Annotated in this window: 17 protein-coding genes and 1 pseudogene; 8 read left to right on the top strand and 10 right to left on the bottom strand. The window is 68.5% G+C overall.

From position 1 onward, the window contains the following. The first annotated feature begins 55 nt into the window (after nt 1–55). The 3 genes from ACPW96_RS13430 (at nt 56) to ACPW96_RS13420 (ending at nt 2,420) form a co-directional block, all read left to right on the top strand. Nucleotides 56–895, top strand: a complete 840-nt coding sequence (locus tag ACPW96_RS13430; protein ID WP_425883681.1) for a class II glutamine amidotransferase — start codon at nt 56–58, stop codon at nt 893–895. Between the two features lie 121 nt (nt 896–1,016). Further along, a complete protein-coding gene (gene gnd, locus ACPW96_RS13425; protein ID WP_425883679.1) occupies nt 1,017–2,078 on the top strand; it encodes a phosphogluconate dehydrogenase (NAD(+)-dependent, decarboxylating) in 1,062 nt (353 codons plus the stop codon). A gap of 78 nt (nt 2,079–2,156) precedes the next feature. After that, a complete protein-coding gene (locus tag ACPW96_RS13420) occupies nt 2,157–2,420 on the top strand; it encodes a DUF4190 domain-containing protein (protein WP_425823541.1) in 264 nt (87 codons plus the stop codon). 43 nt (nt 2,421–2,463) lie between these two features. Here the strand turns inward: ACPW96_RS13420 and ACPW96_RS13415 are convergent, their stop codons facing one another. Continuing rightward, nucleotides 2,464–3,075 carry a TMEM175 family protein gene (locus ACPW96_RS13415; RefSeq protein WP_425883677.1) on the bottom strand — a complete coding sequence of 204 codons (612 nt, stop codon included), beginning with the start codon at nt 3,073–3,075 and terminating at the stop codon, nt 2,464–2,466. Between the two features lie 228 nt (nt 3,076–3,303). On the opposite strand from ACPW96_RS13415, the gene ACPW96_RS13410 reads away from it, so the two are divergent. Further along, on the top strand, nt 3,304–3,735 hold the full coding sequence (locus tag ACPW96_RS13410; RefSeq protein WP_425883675.1) for a hypothetical protein: 432 nt from the start codon (nt 3,304–3,306) through the stop codon (nt 3,733–3,735). 25 nt (nt 3,736–3,760) lie between these two features. Here ACPW96_RS13410 and ACPW96_RS13405 read toward each other — a convergent pair whose 3' ends face one another. The 8 genes from ACPW96_RS13405 to ACPW96_RS13370 form a co-directional block, all read right to left on the bottom strand. Further along, nucleotides 3,761–4,609 carry a ceramidase domain-containing protein gene (locus ACPW96_RS13405; RefSeq protein WP_425883673.1) on the bottom strand — a complete coding sequence of 283 codons (849 nt, stop codon included), beginning with the start codon at nt 4,607–4,609 and terminating at the stop codon, nt 3,761–3,763. A 537-nt stretch (nt 4,610–5,146) separates the two neighbouring features. Further along, nucleotides 5,147–6,100 carry a 3-hydroxyacyl-CoA dehydrogenase family protein gene (locus tag ACPW96_RS13400; protein ID WP_425883671.1) on the bottom strand — a complete coding sequence of 318 codons (954 nt, stop codon included), beginning with the start codon at nt 6,098–6,100 and terminating at the stop codon, nt 5,147–5,149. Next, a complete protein-coding gene (locus tag ACPW96_RS13395; protein WP_425883669.1) occupies nt 6,097–6,558 on the bottom strand; it encodes a ribose-5-phosphate isomerase in 462 nt (153 codons plus the stop codon). Before ACPW96_RS13395 ends, ACPW96_RS13400 begins: the two co-directional genes overlap by 4 nt. Continuing rightward, on the bottom strand, nt 6,549–8,282 hold the full coding sequence (locus tag ACPW96_RS13390; RefSeq protein ID WP_425883667.1) for a dihydroxyacetone kinase family protein: 1,734 nt from the start codon (nt 8,280–8,282) through the stop codon (nt 6,549–6,551). Before ACPW96_RS13390 ends, ACPW96_RS13395 begins: the two co-directional genes overlap by 10 nt. Beyond that, complete coding sequence (locus tag ACPW96_RS13385) at nt 8,279–9,250, bottom strand: sugar phosphate isomerase/epimerase family protein (protein WP_425883665.1); 972 nt, start codon at nt 9,248–9,250, stop codon at nt 8,279–8,281. Before ACPW96_RS13385 ends, ACPW96_RS13390 begins: the two co-directional genes overlap by 4 nt. Nucleotides 9,251–9,341: 91 nt before the next feature. After that, nucleotides 9,342–10,043 (bottom strand): GntR family transcriptional regulator, encoded by a 702-nt coding sequence (locus ACPW96_RS13380; protein WP_425883663.1) that lies wholly within the window; start codon nt 10,041–10,043, stop codon nt 9,342–9,344. Between the two features lie 9 nt (nt 10,044–10,052). After that, nucleotides 10,053–10,289 (bottom strand): hypothetical protein, encoded by a 237-nt coding sequence (locus tag ACPW96_RS13375; protein WP_425883661.1) that lies wholly within the window; start codon nt 10,287–10,289, stop codon nt 10,053–10,055. A 106-nt stretch (nt 10,290–10,395) separates the two neighbouring features. Beyond that, on the bottom strand, nt 10,396–10,689 hold the full coding sequence (locus tag ACPW96_RS13370; RefSeq protein WP_425883659.1) for a hypothetical protein: 294 nt from the start codon (nt 10,687–10,689) through the stop codon (nt 10,396–10,398). Nucleotides 10,690–10,727: 38 nt separating this feature from the next. On the opposite strand from ACPW96_RS13370, the pseudogene ACPW96_RS13365 reads away from it, so the two are divergent. The 4 genes and pseudogenes from ACPW96_RS13365 (at nt 10,728) to ACPW96_RS13350 (ending at nt 13,797) form a co-directional block, all read left to right on the top strand. Continuing rightward, nucleotides 10,728–11,656: pseudogene (locus tag ACPW96_RS13365) on the top strand (DUF5996 family protein). Between the two features lie 67 nt (nt 11,657–11,723). After that, nucleotides 11,724–12,416, top strand: a complete 693-nt coding sequence (locus ACPW96_RS13360; RefSeq protein WP_425883658.1) for a MerR family transcriptional regulator — start codon at nt 11,724–11,726, stop codon at nt 12,414–12,416. Then, a complete protein-coding gene (locus ACPW96_RS13355; RefSeq protein WP_425883657.1) occupies nt 12,413–13,390 on the top strand; it encodes a hypothetical protein in 978 nt (325 codons plus the stop codon). Before ACPW96_RS13360 ends, ACPW96_RS13355 begins: the two co-directional genes overlap by 4 nt. Next, entirely contained in the window at nt 13,387–13,797 is a 411-nt protein-coding gene (locus ACPW96_RS13350; RefSeq protein WP_425883655.1) for a DUF2834 domain-containing protein, read from the top strand. Before ACPW96_RS13355 ends, ACPW96_RS13350 begins: the two co-directional genes overlap by 4 nt. Nucleotides 13,798–13,871: 74 nt before the next feature. Here ACPW96_RS13350 and ACPW96_RS13345 read toward each other — a convergent pair whose 3' ends face one another. Further along, the gene (locus ACPW96_RS13345; RefSeq protein WP_425883653.1) at nt 13,872–14,405 is read right to left on the bottom strand and encodes a TetR/AcrR family transcriptional regulator; all 534 of its coding nucleotides are present in this window, start codon (nt 14,403–14,405) and stop codon (nt 13,872–13,874) included. Nucleotides 14,406–14,501 lie beyond the last annotated feature (96 nt).

Genomic DNA, 14,501 nt, shown 5'->3' with positions numbered 1-14,501 from the left:
CAGGCATCCGATCGACACGGCCGTCGGTCGCCGCCGCGAAGGGAGATGCACCGTCATGTGTCGCTGGCTCGCTTATCGGGGGGAATCGCTGCAGCCCTCCACGCTCATCCTGGACAGCGCGCACTCGCTCGTGGCGCAGTCGCTGAACTCACCGCTCGGCGCCGAGACGGTGAACGGCGACGGGGTCGGCTTCGGCTGGTACTCCAGTGGGCCGGATGCCGCGGGTAGCCCCGCGCTGTTCCACAGCATCGAGCCGGCCTGGCATGACCAGAACCTGCGCGAGATCACGCAGGCGGTGCGCAGTCCGCTGTTCTTCAGCCACGTGCGAGCGGCCGGCGGCCCGCCGATCCAGAACACCAACTGCCATCCGTTCCGCTACGAGAACTGGATGTTCATGCACAACGGCTTCCTCTCGGGATTCGCGGAGGTGAAGCGCGACCTGACGTTCGCGATCGACCCATCGCTCTACCCGCACGTGCGCGGCACGACCGACTCCGAGGTGCTGTTCCACCTCGCGCTGACGCTCGGGCTGCGCGAGGACCCCGTGAAGGCGATGCGGGAGACGGTGCGGAAGGTCGAGAGCGTCGGCCGCGACCACGGGGTGCCGTTCCCGATGCAGGGCACGATCGCCGTGTCGGACGGCGACACCGTCTGGACGTTCCGGTATTCGACGCAGGGCCGCTCGCGGTCGCTGTTCCATTCGGCAGACATCCCGACGCTGCGGCACCTGTACCCGGATGCCGAGCGGCTGGAGCTCTTCGGCGACACCGCGCACGTCGTGGTGTCGGAGCCCCTCAACGACCTCCCCGGCGCCTTCATCGAGGTGCCGGAGTCGACGCTGGCGATCCTGGATGCCGAGGGCTACCGGCACGAACCGTTCCTCGAGGCGGCCTGAGGGCCGAAGCATAGGGGTACTCCGCCCCGATCGGCACCCCTCGTTCGCGAGCGCACCGGCTCATAGACTCCTCTGAACCGCGGCGCCGACGGCGTCCGCGTGGAGCAGACCGGAGAAGAGCATGCGTCTGGGAATGATCGGCCTCGGCCGGATGGGCGGGAACCTGGTGCGGCGGCTCATGCGCGACGGCCACGAGCTGGTGGTCTTCGACGTGACCGAGCAGGCGGTCGCCACGCTCGCCGCGGAGGGCGCCGAAGGCAGCGGCAGCGTCGAAGAGCTGGTCGGGAAGCTGCAGGCGCCACGGGTCGTCTGGCTGATGATCCCGGCGGGCTTCACGGGCAAGGTCGTGGAGCAGGTCGCGGCGGTGCTGGAGCCGGGCGACATCATCATCGACGGCGGGAACTCCAACTACCGGGAAGACGTCAGGCGCGCGGCGACACTCAAGGAGCGCGGCATCCATTTCGTGGACGTGGGCACGAGCGGCGGCGTATTCGGGCTCGAGCGCGGGTACTGCCTCATGGTCGGCGGACCCGACGAGGCGGTCGAGTTCATCGAACCGATCCTGAAGACCATCGCCCCGGGGCAGGGCGAGATCCCGCGCACGCCCGGACGCGAGGGCGACCACGCACCGGAGGAGCAGGGCTACCTGCACTGCGGCCCGTCGGGAGCCGGTCACTACGTGAAGATGGTGCACAACGGCATCGAATACGGGATCATGGCGGCGCTCGCCGAGGGCCTGAACATCCTCGACAACGCGGATGCCGGCATCCGCGAGTCGGAGCACTCTGCCGAGATCGCACCGCTCGAGGAGCCCGAGTTCTACCAGTTCACGATCGACACCCCGAAAGTCGCCGAACTCTGGCGTCGCGGCTCCGTGATCTCGTCGTGGCTGCTCGACCTGACCGCGGCGGCGCTGCAGGCCAACCCGACCCTGGACGGACTGGCGGGTCGCGTCTCGGACTCGGGCGAGGGCCGATGGACGATCAAGGCCGCGGTCGACACGGGCGTGCCGGTGCCGGTGCTGGCGGCCTCTCTGTTCGAACGATTCGCATCACGCGGTGAAGACCACTACGCGAATCAGCTGCTGTCGGCGATGCGCCTGCAGTTCGGCGGGCACCAGGAGCTGCCGGCCGGCGACGTGCTCGAGGCGGGCAGCCGCAAGGCGGACTCCGACACGGCCTGACCGAAGCGGTGCGGGACCCTCTTACGCACGTGTGCCGCGGCCGCTAGGGTGTGGGCGACCCACGAATGGAGGCGTGCCGTGACCGAACCGTCGTCCACCTCCAACGCCACGGTGAACTGGCTGGCGATCGTCGCGCTCGTCATCGGTGCAGTGAGCATCTTCTTCAACCCGTACCTGCTGACGTCCGTGGTCGCGATCGTGCTGGGCGTCGTCGCCCTGGTCAGCGCGCGGAGGACCGGCAATCAGCGGCCTTACGAACTGATCGCGATCCTGGGCATCGTGGCGGGAGCAATCGGTGCGGCGCTCGTGATCGTCAGCAACACGATCAGCGCATCCTTGTAGCGGGCGACGCGCGCGAGGAATGCCTACTCCGCGTGCGGCGAGGTTAAGGGCGGCCCGCTGGGTTGCATACGCCGCACCAGGAGCGCCTCCAGTGGCAGCAGCGCCACCCACAGCAGCGGCGTCCACGACACGACCAGGAAGGCGAGCGGGATGCTGAGGGCGAAGCCGCACGCATCGAGCAGGCCGCGGGCGACCTCCAGCCGGTGTGATGCCTCCGAGTCGCCCGGGCGGAGCAGGTTCCGGCGTGAAGCTCGAGCACCACGAACATCACATTCACCGCGCTGAGGACCGCGGCGTAGAGCACGTACGAGAGCGGCTCATTCGCGTAACCGCCGAGCACTTGGTGTGGGAGTGGGAGGAGCGCGACCAGGCCGAGGAGCACGAAATTGCGCCACTGGATGCCGGCGTCGATGCGCTGCACTCGGGAGAAGAAGCGCCGGTGCCCGATCCAGGCGCTGGCCGCGACGGCGAAACTGAGCGCCATGATCGCGACTCTCGGAAGAAGCTCACCGATAGCGGCTGTGTACTCATCCGACGAAAGCCCCGGCGGAACGACGATGCTGACCACCAGCAGCGTCATGGCAAGACCGAACACCGCGTCGCTCAGGGAGAGGACACGGCCGAATTCCAGTGGATCCTCGTCGCGATCGATCACATGGCCCCCTCAGCCCGACTTCCACCCTCTCGCGCGGTGCCGCGAAATGTCCATGGGGCGAGCAGAGACGCTCCACCGGGCTCCCCTGCTCATCGGCTCCCCGCGCGAGCGGTGACTTGCCGCGTTCTGAGTGCCAACCCCGCCCAGGACCCTTTCACGTGGTGGACACCGGCGCCCGGATGCTCCAAAATCGACGCGAACCCGGTCGCGCTCTGGAGGGTCCGCGAAATGGAGTATGAACAGGTCCGCGAATTGCTTCTGCACCAGTGGACATATACGGGAGGACCCAACGAGGCCAGGGCATCGGAGCTGTACCACGAGGACGTCGTGCTCGAGTTCCCCCAATCCGACGAGTGGTTCCAGGGAAAGGCGAATCAGCAGGGCTGGCGGGAACGCTACCCCGCGAAGCTCGATTTCCAACCGAAGGAGATCAGAGGCGCCGGCGACTTGTGGATTGCGGAGGGGCTGCTCAGCTACGACGGAAGCGAGCCGCTGCACTACATCAAGATCATGCAGTTCCGGGGCGACAAGGTGGCCCGAGAAACGCTCTACTTCGCGGACCCCTTCCCGGCGCCCGAATGGCGCAGGCCATGGGCGGCGGACGGGCCGCGACCCCAGCGCCAGCATGACCTCCCCGCGCACGTCATCGGCGGCAACTGAAGCGATCCGCCCTGCCGTGGGGGTTTCATCGCGCTGTCACTCGCGCGGCTTCGCGCCAGTAGTAGAACAGCAGCACAGCCGCGACCCCGGCCAAGGGGTGCCAAGCGATCGCGTGCGGCTGCCAGACCGACGCGGGGTCGCACAGGCGACCGCCCGTCTGGGAAAGCACCCAGAAGACGATGGCTATGCCGATCGTTGCGAGCGCCGCGAACCACCAGAGTGCTCCCGACCAACGCTGGGGAACCCGCCCACGGAGACGTCTCGACCAGACCAGAAGCTCCAGCGCCATGTAGACGCAGACCTGTGCCGCGATGAGCACCACTGAGGTTCCGGGCCGATCGAGCACGGCGTGGGTGATGGAAGCCACCGCTGCCACTGACAGGAAAAGTGCCCAGAAGAGCGGGACGCTCGCACGGAGCCGGTACGCCGCGAAGGCGACGAGGAACGCAGTGAACAGGTACATCGACACGGCGTCCACGATTCCTCCCCACCTCGTGAGCGATCCGTGGAACCACATGCTGCCGAGGCCGAGGAAGAGGACGACGAAGACGTAGACGTCGGGAATCGCTCCCGGTGCGAACACGGGGCCGCGATGCCGGCGGTCGACAGAGACTTGTATGGCTACCAGAGAAGCGGTGGCGAGCGCATAGAGATTGAACCAGGTGTTCGACGGCTGCCGCACGCCGCCCGCACCGGTCTGAACGGCGCCAGGATCGAAGGCCTCGCAGAAGCACGCGTTCGGATTCGTGAGCGTGCAGGGGTCAGGGTCGCCGGGCCAGCCCAGCCAGACGAACATGAGGAAGGGCAGCAGTACCGCCGGCGCCGCGACGGCGACGACCCAGTAACTTCGGTAGCTGGTGCTGGACTGGACCATGGCCGCTCCCCGCGAGTCTGTTGCGCAGAGACTACTCTCGTGTCCAGTCGGAGACCCGTCGTGCCACGAGCCTGCGGGTACTCCGCACATGCACTTCTGGCTCACCGGCATGGGGCCACTGCTCGTTCATCGACCGCGTGAGGGCGCGCGCACCCTGCCCGGACCGGCGTGCGCATGCACAACGGCGGATCGCCTCGGCGACACGCCGGACGTTCCGCGGTGTTGCGGCGTGTCGCCGATGATCCCCGCCGTTGTGCGCGGCGGGCGGCGGAGGTTGGAGAAGGGTAGAGGGGAATCGACCGCGGTGGCGGCGACGACGGCGTACTCCGCGTGCGCACCCGGTGCCCGTCACGGTGACCTACGAGCTCGCAGACCTCGGCTCTCCCTATGAAGGCCTGGGCCGAGGCGCAGATCTCTGAGGTCAGAGAGGCGCGGCAGAAGTACGACGAGTCAGCATGAGCCACTCGACGCCCGCAGCCGCCCCCTGCCGCCGCTGACCATTCCCAGCCCCGGCTGGTGTTGTGTCGGCGGCCCGCGTCAGTACTCGACGGGAGCGGGCCCCAGGCGCTCCAAGAGCTCAGACATCGCCGCATAGGCGTTATCTCGGTACGCGGTGATCTCGGCGATGCGCTCCGGCGGCGTGGCGAGGAATCCGCCTCCCGATTTCAGGCCGAGCCGACCCTGCGAGACCCGTTCTTCGAGCGCGACGGGCGGCGCGAAGCGGTCCGGGTACGCCTCTTGGAGGGAGCGGTAGCAGAACGCGTAGACGTCGAGGCCCGCGATGTCTGCGATCGCGAACGGTCCGAAGAAGGGCAGGCGGAAGCCGAACGTCGTCCGAGCGATCCGGTCGATGTCCTCCGCGGACGCGATGCCCTCCTCCACCAGCCGGCACGACTCGGTGAACAGCGCGTACTGCAGGCGGTTCAGCACGAACCCGGTGACGTCCTTGATCTCGACACCCACCTTGCCGCAGTCCTCCAGGAGGCCGAGCACCGTCGAGACCGCGGCGGCGCTCGTGCCGGCGTGCGGAATCACCTCGACACCGGGGATGAACGTCGCCGGGTTGCTGAAGTGCACGCCGAGGAAGCGGGCAGGGTGCTCGACCGCCTCCGCCAGACGGGCGATGGAGATGGTCGAAGTGTTGCTGCCGATGACCGCATCGCTCCGGGATGCCGCGCTGATGCGCCGCAGGATGTCCTGCTTGACCTCCGGGATCTCGGAGACCGCCTCTTCGATGACATCGGCATCCGCGACGGCCTCTTCGATCGAGGCGCTCGCGGAGACATGGGCGGCGATCCGCTCGGCCGCGTCCGCCGGGAACAGACCCCTCGACGCGAAGTCGGCCGCTTCGACGATGATCCGCTCTCTGCTGGCGACCGCGTGCGCGGCCGATTGATCGGCGAGCGACACCAGCCGCCCCGACAGCGCGACGACCTGCGCGATCCCGCCCCCCATGTATCCCGCGCCGACGACGGCGACTGTCTGGCTCATGTGTTCTCCTGTTCGATCGTCGTGATGAGTGCGACCTTGGCCGCCGAGGGCGACGCGGGGTCGAAGCGATGGTTGAGCCACTCGTCGACGAGCTTCTTGGCCAGCTCGAGGCCGATCACCCGAGCGCCCAGCGTGAGCACCTGCGCATCGTTGCTGAGGATGGAGCGCTCGACGGAGTAGCTGTCGTGTGCGGTGACCGCGCGGATGCCTCTCACCTTGTTCGCGGCGATCGCCACGCCCAGCCCCGTTCCGCAGATGAGCAGGGCGCGATCGGCTTCGCCGTCGGCCACGCGATGGGCGGCTTCGACGGCGACGCTCGGATAGGGGGTGTGGACGCCGACGGCAACCCCGACATCGACGACCTCCTCCACGCGGGCGTCGGCTGCCAGCATGTCGCGAAGCGCGTCCTTGTAGACGAGCCCCGCGTCGTCCGCGCCGACGATGATCCTCAGGCCCATGACTGCTCCTCTCCGATCGTCGAGACGATCAATGCGAAAGACGTGGCGCCGGGGTCGGGGTGGCCGACGCTCTTCTCGGCGAGTGGTCGTGCACGGCCCAGGCGTGGACGCAGCCGCGCGGTCGCGGCCGCCGCCTCTGTCGCGGCGGCGGCGGCGGCGCTCACTGACGCACCGAGATCGGCCCCCGCGGAGATCTGCCCCCGCAGCGCCTGCTCGAACGGGATGATCGCGTCGAGCATCGTCTTATCGCCCAGCGTCGCCTTTCCGAGGCGCTCGATCGAGGCTCTCGCCGCCGACACCGCATCCGCTATGGCCGTCGCGTCGAGTGCGGATGACGTTTCCAGCACCCCGCCCATGCTTTCCAGCGCCGCTCCCCAGAGGGCACCGGATGTGCCCCCGGCTTCATCGGACCACGCAGCTCCCGCGCTCTCGAGCGCGGAACCCACGCCCCCTCCGCCCTCGACGTCGGCTCTTGCGGCGCGTAGCGCGGCACCTAGGCCGCGCGCCATGCCCACGCCATGATCGCCGTCTCCCGCCACCGAATCGAGAGCGCCCAGCGATTCGACGTTCGCGTCGACGGCCTCCCGCGCGACGGTCAGCAGCCGCACGACCACTGCCGCTGCCTGGTGCGACTGCGCCGAGGCCTCGCGGTTGCGCGGCGGATCGCCGGAGGGTGCGACAAGGGGCGCCGACTCTGCACCGCGCACCGGGACATCCGAGAGCTGGGCCGGCGCACCCCGTCGGAGAGCCGGGCTCTGCACCGGCGCCAGCCAGAGGGGCTCGAGTTCGTCATCCAGCCAGAGAAGAGTGACGGATGCTCCCGCCATATCGAGGCTCGTGACCAGCTCCCCGCAGAGCGGTGCCACCATCTGAAGGCCGGCGGCGTCGAGCTCAGCGGCCACGAAGCGGAACAGCACGAAGAGCTCCTCGTACTTGACCGTGCCGAGCCCGTTGACCACGACCGCAACGCGGGTGGCCCTCGTGTCGGGCCTGTCGTCGAGCAGCAGTCCCACCAGCGTGTGCGCCAGCTCGTCGGCGCGCTGCAGCGGAACGTCGCGGATGCCGGGCTCGCCGTGTATCCCCAGTCCGATCGACATCATGCCCTCGGGCACCGTGAAGAGCGGGCGATCGGCGCCCGGCAGCGTGCAGCCGGCGAAGGCGACCCCTATCGTGCGGGTGCGCTCGTTCGCCGCGACGGCGAGTCGCTCGACCTCGTCGAGCGTGTCGCCTCGTTCCGCCGCGGCGCCGGCGATGCGGAAGACGCACAGGTCCCCGGCGATCCCGCGCCGCCTTGCCGCTTCTTCGGCGGGCGCGCTCGCGATGTCATCCGTCACGAGAACGGTCCGGGTGTCGATGCCCTCCGCCCGCAGCAGCTGCTCCGCCTTGCCGAAGTGAATGACATCCCCTGCGTAGTTGCCGTAGGAGAACAGCACGCCACCGCCGGCGTGCACCGCGCTCGCGACGCGAAACGCCTGCGCGGCGGACGGGGAGGAGAAGATGTTTCCGCACACGGCGCCCGCGGCGATGCCCGGTCCGACGTAGCCGGCGAAGGCGGGGTAGTGACCCGATCCACCGCCCACCACGACCGCCACGCGTCCTTCCGCAAGAGGTGCTCGCCTGATCACTCCGCCATCCACGCGCTGCAATTCGTCGGCGTGCGCCAGGACGAGGCCCGCGAGCGCGTCGTCGACGAACGACCCGGGTTCTGCGAAGATGCGCGTCATCGCGCCTCCCCGAACTGCTGGCGCACCCGGCTCGTGCCGACCGGGCCTGGCCTTCGGGGGAGCACGCGGCGCCGCAGGTAATCGCGGTTGGCCGCACTCATGCTGAGGCCGTCTCCGCCGTAGTGCTCGGTGCAGATGACCCCCTGGAACCCACTCGCCACCGCAAGGGCGACGCTTTCGCGGTAGTCGATGATCCCGCTCTCGAGGTAGCTCGGAGCTGTCGTCACAGTGCCGTTCGTCGCGTTCTCGTCGCGGGTGTAGTTCTTCACGTGCCAGAAGTTCGCGTAGGGAAGGGTTGCGCTCATCACGGTCCGCCAGTCTTCGACCGGCTCGTGCAGGCGAATCAGGTTGCCGACATCGGGGTTGAGGCCCACGACATCGAGGCCGATGCTCTCGACGAGGCGGACCGCCGATCGTGCCGAACCCAGCAGCGTGTGCTCGTAGAGCTCGAGCGAAAGCAGCACACCGACCTCTTCGGCATGCCGCCCGAGTTCCCGGAACCTGTCGACAGCGAGTCGCCAGACATCCTCGTCGTCGATCACGTCGCGATGGCCCTGCGCGGTCCAGAACCAGAGCTGCGAGCGCTGCTCTTCGGTGAGCGGGCGATGCAGACCGACCGAGACGACACCGACGCCGAGTTCCGCGGCGAAGTCCAGTGTGCGGTGGCTGTAGGCCAGGTTCTCGTCGCCGCTCACCTCGTCGATCACGCTTCGCCGGATCGCGGAGAGCGAGACCGCCCCCAGGTCTGCCTCGCTCAGCGCCTCGCGCAGATCTTTCCTCTGGCCCGTGCGGAGGTCGCCGTACGGCAGCCATGAGTCGGTGAGGTCGACGAGGTCGAACTCGGCGTCGCGCACGGTGGTGAGGGAGCGAAGCCACTCCTCCCGGTCGGACGAGGCGCCGTCGAGTCGCCCCGGACCCAGCGAGAGGAGGGATGCCGCAATGGGCCAGTCGTCTTTGGTCAGACTCATCGATCTCCGCCGTCGTCCGTTGGGGCATATAGTGCATCACGCATCGTGCATGATCCTAGAGAGCACGATACACCACACGACCCTCGCACCTTCATGAGATGTCGGCCATCTCCCCGAGGGCACGGTGGCGTACACCGGTGAGATGGGCGTGCATCCCCTCCGAGGCAGCCTTCGCGTCCCCGCGCACGATCGCGGAGCGGATCGCCGCATGCTCGGCGATGGTCGCTTCGGCATCCGTCACACCGCGCCCCGAGAAGAGCCGGAATCGCTGGAACTGCCCGCCGAGAGCCTCGTACGCCTGTGCGATGAATCGGTTCCCGGTGCCGGCGATGACGGCGAGATGAAACGCCCGGTCGGCGTCGTAGTACTCCCGGACGTCGTCGAAACGCCCCCCGCGCGGCGCGGTCTCCAGGGCCTCTTGGGCGCTGGTCAGGAGAGCTTCGATCCCCGATTCCGCCGTGCGCGCTGCTGCGGCCGCAGCCGCTCCCGGCTCGATCAGCAGGCGGGCGTCCATCAGGTCGCCCAGTTCGCCCGCGGTGAGGGCGGGCGCCACACTGTAGCCGCGCAACGCGAACCGCCGCACCAGTCCCGTCGCCTCCAACCGGGCCAGCGCCTCGCGTACCGGACTCGATGACACCCCGAAATCTCGCGCGAGACCGTCGATGCTCAGGGGCTGCTCCGCATCGATGTGGCCGTCGACGATCAGCTGCAGCAGCTGGTCGTGCACGTCGTCCGCGATCAGACGAGGCGTGATCCTGACCGGGCTCGCGCCGCGTTTGGGGTCGGTCGGCATTGCGTCATCCTACGCGGCGGCGCCACTCCCGCTCCCGCGCCGCCGTGCCCCCGGGATACAGCATCCGTAGTCCAGGTCGCCCCACGCATACGGCAGCAATGTGTTCCGGTCCGCGTCGGTCAGGTGCCGCAGCGCTTTGGCCAGCCGTCGAGTCAGTCGCTCGGCGTCGATGCGAGCGCCCGCCTGATCGATGAGGTCCGGCGCCACCTTGGCCGCGACATCCGCGGGCATTCGCTTCCGAGCCACCCACGTTGCATGAGCGTCAGCCCCCACGGCGGGGGCGATGATTGCGCTCACGAACTGCTTTCAAGGTTCCTCACCCGTCCGCTCGCGCCGCTTGCGCCCCGCCGGCTCATGGCGCCGGCGCCTCGACGGCGGCGAGCTTGCCCCAGATGCGGCGAAGGGCGCGGAGGTCCTCGGCGGAGAGGCGGTCTTCGAAGTGTCGGCGGATGGAGGCGACACGCGTGGCGTGGGCGCGCAGCAGCCCGCCCCAGGCGGGGCCGAGCTCCCACTGGGTGACCGGACAGGCGCTGACGGTCTCCGGCGGCTGAAGCCGTTCGCGCGCACCGTCGTCGAGCCCTGCGGCCCCTCGCCTCGACGAGCCATGACACTCTGGGGCAGCCGGATAGCTGCGCTTGTTCGCCATCGAACGAGGGTTCCGCTCCGATCATCTGGAGGTTCGCCGTGCTGAACGAAGTATCGCTGTCCTACTCGTCGTGGAAGGAGACGCGAGAGACGCTCCACCGCTACCTGCAGCTCGTGGGAAAGCTGCGCCTGGCGCTCAGTCCGCGCAGGAATCACTGGTGGAACGTGCCGTTCCACCTCACGGGGACCGGGTTGACCACCAGACCCATGGGCCGCGAACCGATCTTCGCGGTGGATTTCGACTTCCTGGATCACCGGCTGATCGTGACCGCCGATGACGGCGGCCGAGCGTCGTTCTCCTCGCGGACCGAACTGTCGCGGAGTTCCAGCGGGGACTGGAGCAGGCGCTCTCCGCGGTCGGCGTGGACCCGGCGCCGATCGACGCTGTGCGGCCTTTCGCCCTCCCCGACAGCGAGCGGCCCTTCTCCGCCGACACCGATCATGCGGACTACGACCGTGATGCTGTGACGGCCTATTGGAGAATGCTCGCCGAAGTCAACATGGTGCTCGAGGAGTTCAGCGGGCGTTTCTCCGGCAAGTCGAGCCCGGTCCACCACTTCTGGCACTCCATGGACATCGCCATGACGCGATACTCCGATGCGACCGTTCAGCACGACGAGAACGCGGGCGCCGTAACCCGTGAAGCGTACTCGCGACACGTCATCAGCTTCGGATTCTGGTTCGGTGACGAGAGCTACCCCGAGCCGGCGTTCTACTCATACATCTCCCCGGAGCCCGAGGGCATAGCGGCCTCACCCCTCCCGGGCGGCGCCGAGTGGCTCCCCCGTGGATCCTCGCACCTGGCCACTCTGTCGTTGGGCGCCGCCCAGACGTCGGGCGACGTCGCCGCGACGGCCCTGGAGTTCTTCGAAGCGGCCTACCAGAACGGTGCCGCCGCAGCCGGATGGGATATCGAACGCTACGCCTCGCCGAATGGCGTGACAGACCCGGGAAGAGGAGCGGGGTGACACCACCGCCAATATAGATATTGGCGCTATCGGATACTCCAGGTATCTGATACGGTGTGGCCATGACTTGGGCATCACCGTCGCGGGGCACCTCGTGAAGATCTCGCAGCTCAGCGACGCCACGGGCATCCCGCTCGCCACCATCAAGATGTACCTTCGCGAGGGCCTGCTTCCGCAGGGCGAGAAGTCGAGTCCGAACCAGGCCGACTACGGCGACGAGCACCTTCGCCGGCTGAAGCTGGTGCACGGTCTGCTCCGCGTCGGCGGACTCAGTGTGGCCGCGGCGCGCGAGGTGGTCGCCGCGGTGGAGTCCGACCGCTTCCTGGTGGACATCTTCGGGGTCGCCCAGCGCGCGGCGAGCTCGTCCGTGGATGCCGACAACGTCACCCCGGAAGCGATCGCCGTGGTGCAGACGATCACCGCGGGATGGCACACCGACCCACGCGGCCCGGGTCAGATGCTCGCCGCTGCGTCGATCGCGGCCTTCGAGGCCTCGGGCCAGCGCAACGCCGTGCGTTGGTACGAGCGCTACGCGGAGGCCGCGAGGCTCATCGCCGAAGCCGACCTCGATCTCCTCGACACGCGCCAGACGCGCGCCGAGAAGGCCGAGACGGTCGTTCTCGGGACCGTGCTGGGCGACACTCTGCTGGCCGGACTGCGTCGTTCGGCTCAAGAAGACCTTTCCTCCTCCCGGTACATCTCACCGTCGGGCGAAGACCGACCATCGCCCGATCCATCAGCCAAGGAGACCCACTCGTGACCGCCACGCTCGATTCCCCGTCTCGAACCCTGCTCACGCCGCCCCAACCGGTGCAATGGCACCGCCCGCTGCTCGCCCTAGCGGCGCTGATGGCGCTCGTCTCAGCGTTCGCCCTGGTAGCCCGATTCATCGATCCGGTGGAGGTGACGGGGCTGAATCAGTGGGACAAGCCGTTGAAGTTCTCGCTGTCGATCGTCCTCTACGCCGTGACGTGGTCGTGGCTCATCGGGCAGCTGCAGCGCTTCCGTCGCGTCGCATGGGTCGCCGGCACGGTGATCGTGATCAGCTTGATCGTCGAGATGATCGTGATCGTCGGTGCCGCCGCAGTGGGCACGACAAGTCACTTCAACGTCTCCACGCCGCTGAACGCCTTCGCTTGGACAGTGATGGCCGCCGCCATCAGCGTGCTGTGGCTCGCGACCTTCGTCGCAGCGCTCCTGCTGTTCTTCAGCCGGCTCGGTGACTCGGCTCGCACCGTCGCAATCCGCACGGGAGCCGTCCTGTCCCTGGTGGGTCTCGGGCTCGGGTACCTGATGACCGGTCCGACGTCGGCGCAGCTGGCCGACCCCCAGGGCGTCGTCGGCGCGCACACCGTCGGGCTGCCCGATGGCGGAGCGGGCCTGCCCATCCTCGGCTGGAGCACCGTCGGGGGCGATCTGCGGATTCCTCACTTCGTCGGAATGCACGCGCTGCAGGCGATTCCCCTGGTCCTGATCGCCCTGGAGCTGCTCTCCCGCCGGGTGACCGTGCTTCGCGACGTCCGGGTGCGGACGGGGCTGGTGTGGGTCGCGGCGGCGGCGTACGCCGGCTTCATGGCTCTGGTGACCTGGCAGGCGATGCGCGGCGAGTCCATCGTGGCACCGGGCGCCGAGACCCTCGCTGCGGGGCTCACCCTGCTGGCGATGGCATTCTTGGCCGCCGCGGTGGTCGTGCTGGCCGGTCGGAACCGTCTCGCAACGGAGGCGCGTCGATGAGCGCGGCGGCGGTCGGTGCCCCGGACACACGCCCCTCGCGCGGACGCCGGATCCCACGGATCCTGCTCGCCGTGCTCTACTTCAGCGCGGCCGCCATCGGTGCGATCGGCACCTGGTCGTACAACCTGGCGTTCGTTCCGACTGACGAGGTGCCGTCCTACCTGGACGGGTGGTTCGTCAACGCGGCATCCACCTCGCTCGCGGTCGACGTCATCGTGGTCGCGCTGGTCGCCTGCATCTTCTTCGTGGTCGAGGCCGTCCGGTTGAGACGAACCTGGCTGACCGTGGTCGCCGCCCTTCTCATACCGCTGTCGTTCGCGGTCGCGATCGCGTTCACCTTCCCGCTGTTCCTCGGGCTCCGCGAAGTCGTGCTGCTCAGTCGGGATCCTCGCTCGGCGCGAGGGTGAGCGAAACCCCGCCGGCGCGAACCGATGCGTCTTGGGAACGCCCGTCGCTCTGTTGATCGGGGGCGTGCTCGTGGTCACGCAGGGCCCGTGCTGCCCGCGGCCCAACGCCTGAACGATGCGGTGAGCGACTCAGTGTCGGCGCGTGTGGGCACTTCCAGCCCCGTCGCGGCGTTGAGCATCAGACCGTCTCCGACGAGACGGATCACGTGGGCGAGCGCGGGGTCGCTGAGCTCGGCAGCGAGGTAGCCTTCCCACCTCTTGGTCGCTTCGATGGCGGCGTCCATCACCGTGAGGCCGTGCTCCCCGAGGGCCCGGTGAGCCACCGCCATGGACCGGAACAAGGCGATGTCCTCGCCTTCGGGCACCGACACGGCCAGCCACGTTTCCACCGCGTTCCCGGCGGCCGCGGCGTCTCGCATCGCCTGGTCGATCTCGGTGAGGGCTTCCATGGCCAGTCCGTCCAGCAGGGCGACGCGTGTAGGGAAGTGATGCATGAGGCCGCCCTTCGAGACCTCTGCTGCCGCAGCCACCGTGTTCAGGGAAGGGACGACCCCGAGTTCGAGGAGGAGGCGCTTCGTTTCGCGGAGGATGCGGTCCCGTATCTCCATGCCTGACACTAACGCCTGATGACGGAGGGTGCCGATGCGCGGCGTTGCGACCCGGACAGTGCTGACCTTGACGCGCGAGATTTGCGGTTTATACTT

It is taken from the genome of Micromonospora sp. DT81.3 (assembly GCF_049847225.1).
GTDB lineage: Bacteria > Actinomycetota > Actinomycetes > Actinomycetales > Microbacteriaceae > Microbacterium.
Note: the sequence above shows the minus strand (reverse complement) of the source record. Positions and strands in the feature narration are given on the sequence as shown.

Excerpts from the sequence above, each read along its gene's own strand:
- ACPW96_RS13430 (WP_425883681.1), top strand. The coding sequence starts at position 56 with ATGTGTCGCTGGCTCGCTTATCGGGGGGAATCGCTGCAGCCCTCCACG.
- gnd (WP_425883679.1), top strand. The coding sequence starts at position 1,017 with ATGCGTCTGGGAATGATCGGCCTCGGCCGGATGGGCGGGAACCTGGTG.
- ACPW96_RS13410 (WP_425883675.1), top strand. The coding sequence starts at position 3,304 with ATGGAGTATGAACAGGTCCGCGAATTGCTTCTGCACCAGTGGACATAT.
- ACPW96_RS13405 (WP_425883673.1), bottom strand. The coding sequence starts at position 4,609 with ATGGTCCAGTCCAGCACCAGCTACCGAAGTTACTGGGTCGTCGCCGTC.
- ACPW96_RS13400 (WP_425883671.1), bottom strand. The coding sequence starts at position 6,100 with ATGAGCCAGACAGTCGCCGTCGTCGGCGCGGGATACATGGGGGGCGGG.
- ACPW96_RS13395 (WP_425883669.1), bottom strand. The coding sequence starts at position 6,558 with ATGGGCCTGAGGATCATCGTCGGCGCGGACGACGCGGGGCTCGTCTAC.
- ACPW96_RS13390 (WP_425883667.1), bottom strand. The coding sequence starts at position 8,282 with ATGACGCGCATCTTCGCAGAACCCGGGTCGTTCGTCGACGACGCGCTC.
- ACPW96_RS13385 (WP_425883665.1), bottom strand. The coding sequence starts at position 9,250 with ATGAGTCTGACCAAAGACGACTGGCCCATTGCGGCATCCCTCCTCTCG.
- ACPW96_RS13380 (WP_425883663.1), bottom strand. The coding sequence starts at position 10,043 with ATGCCGACCGACCCCAAACGCGGCGCGAGCCCGGTCAGGATCACGCCT.
- ACPW96_RS13370 (WP_425883659.1), bottom strand. The coding sequence starts at position 10,689 with ATGGCGAACAAGCGCAGCTATCCGGCTGCCCCAGAGTGTCATGGCTCG.
- ACPW96_RS13350 (WP_425883655.1), top strand. The coding sequence starts at position 13,387 with ATGAGCGCGGCGGCGGTCGGTGCCCCGGACACACGCCCCTCGCGCGGA.
- ACPW96_RS13345 (WP_425883653.1), bottom strand. The coding sequence starts at position 14,405 with ATGGAGATACGGGACCGCATCCTCCGCGAAACGAAGCGCCTCCTCCTC.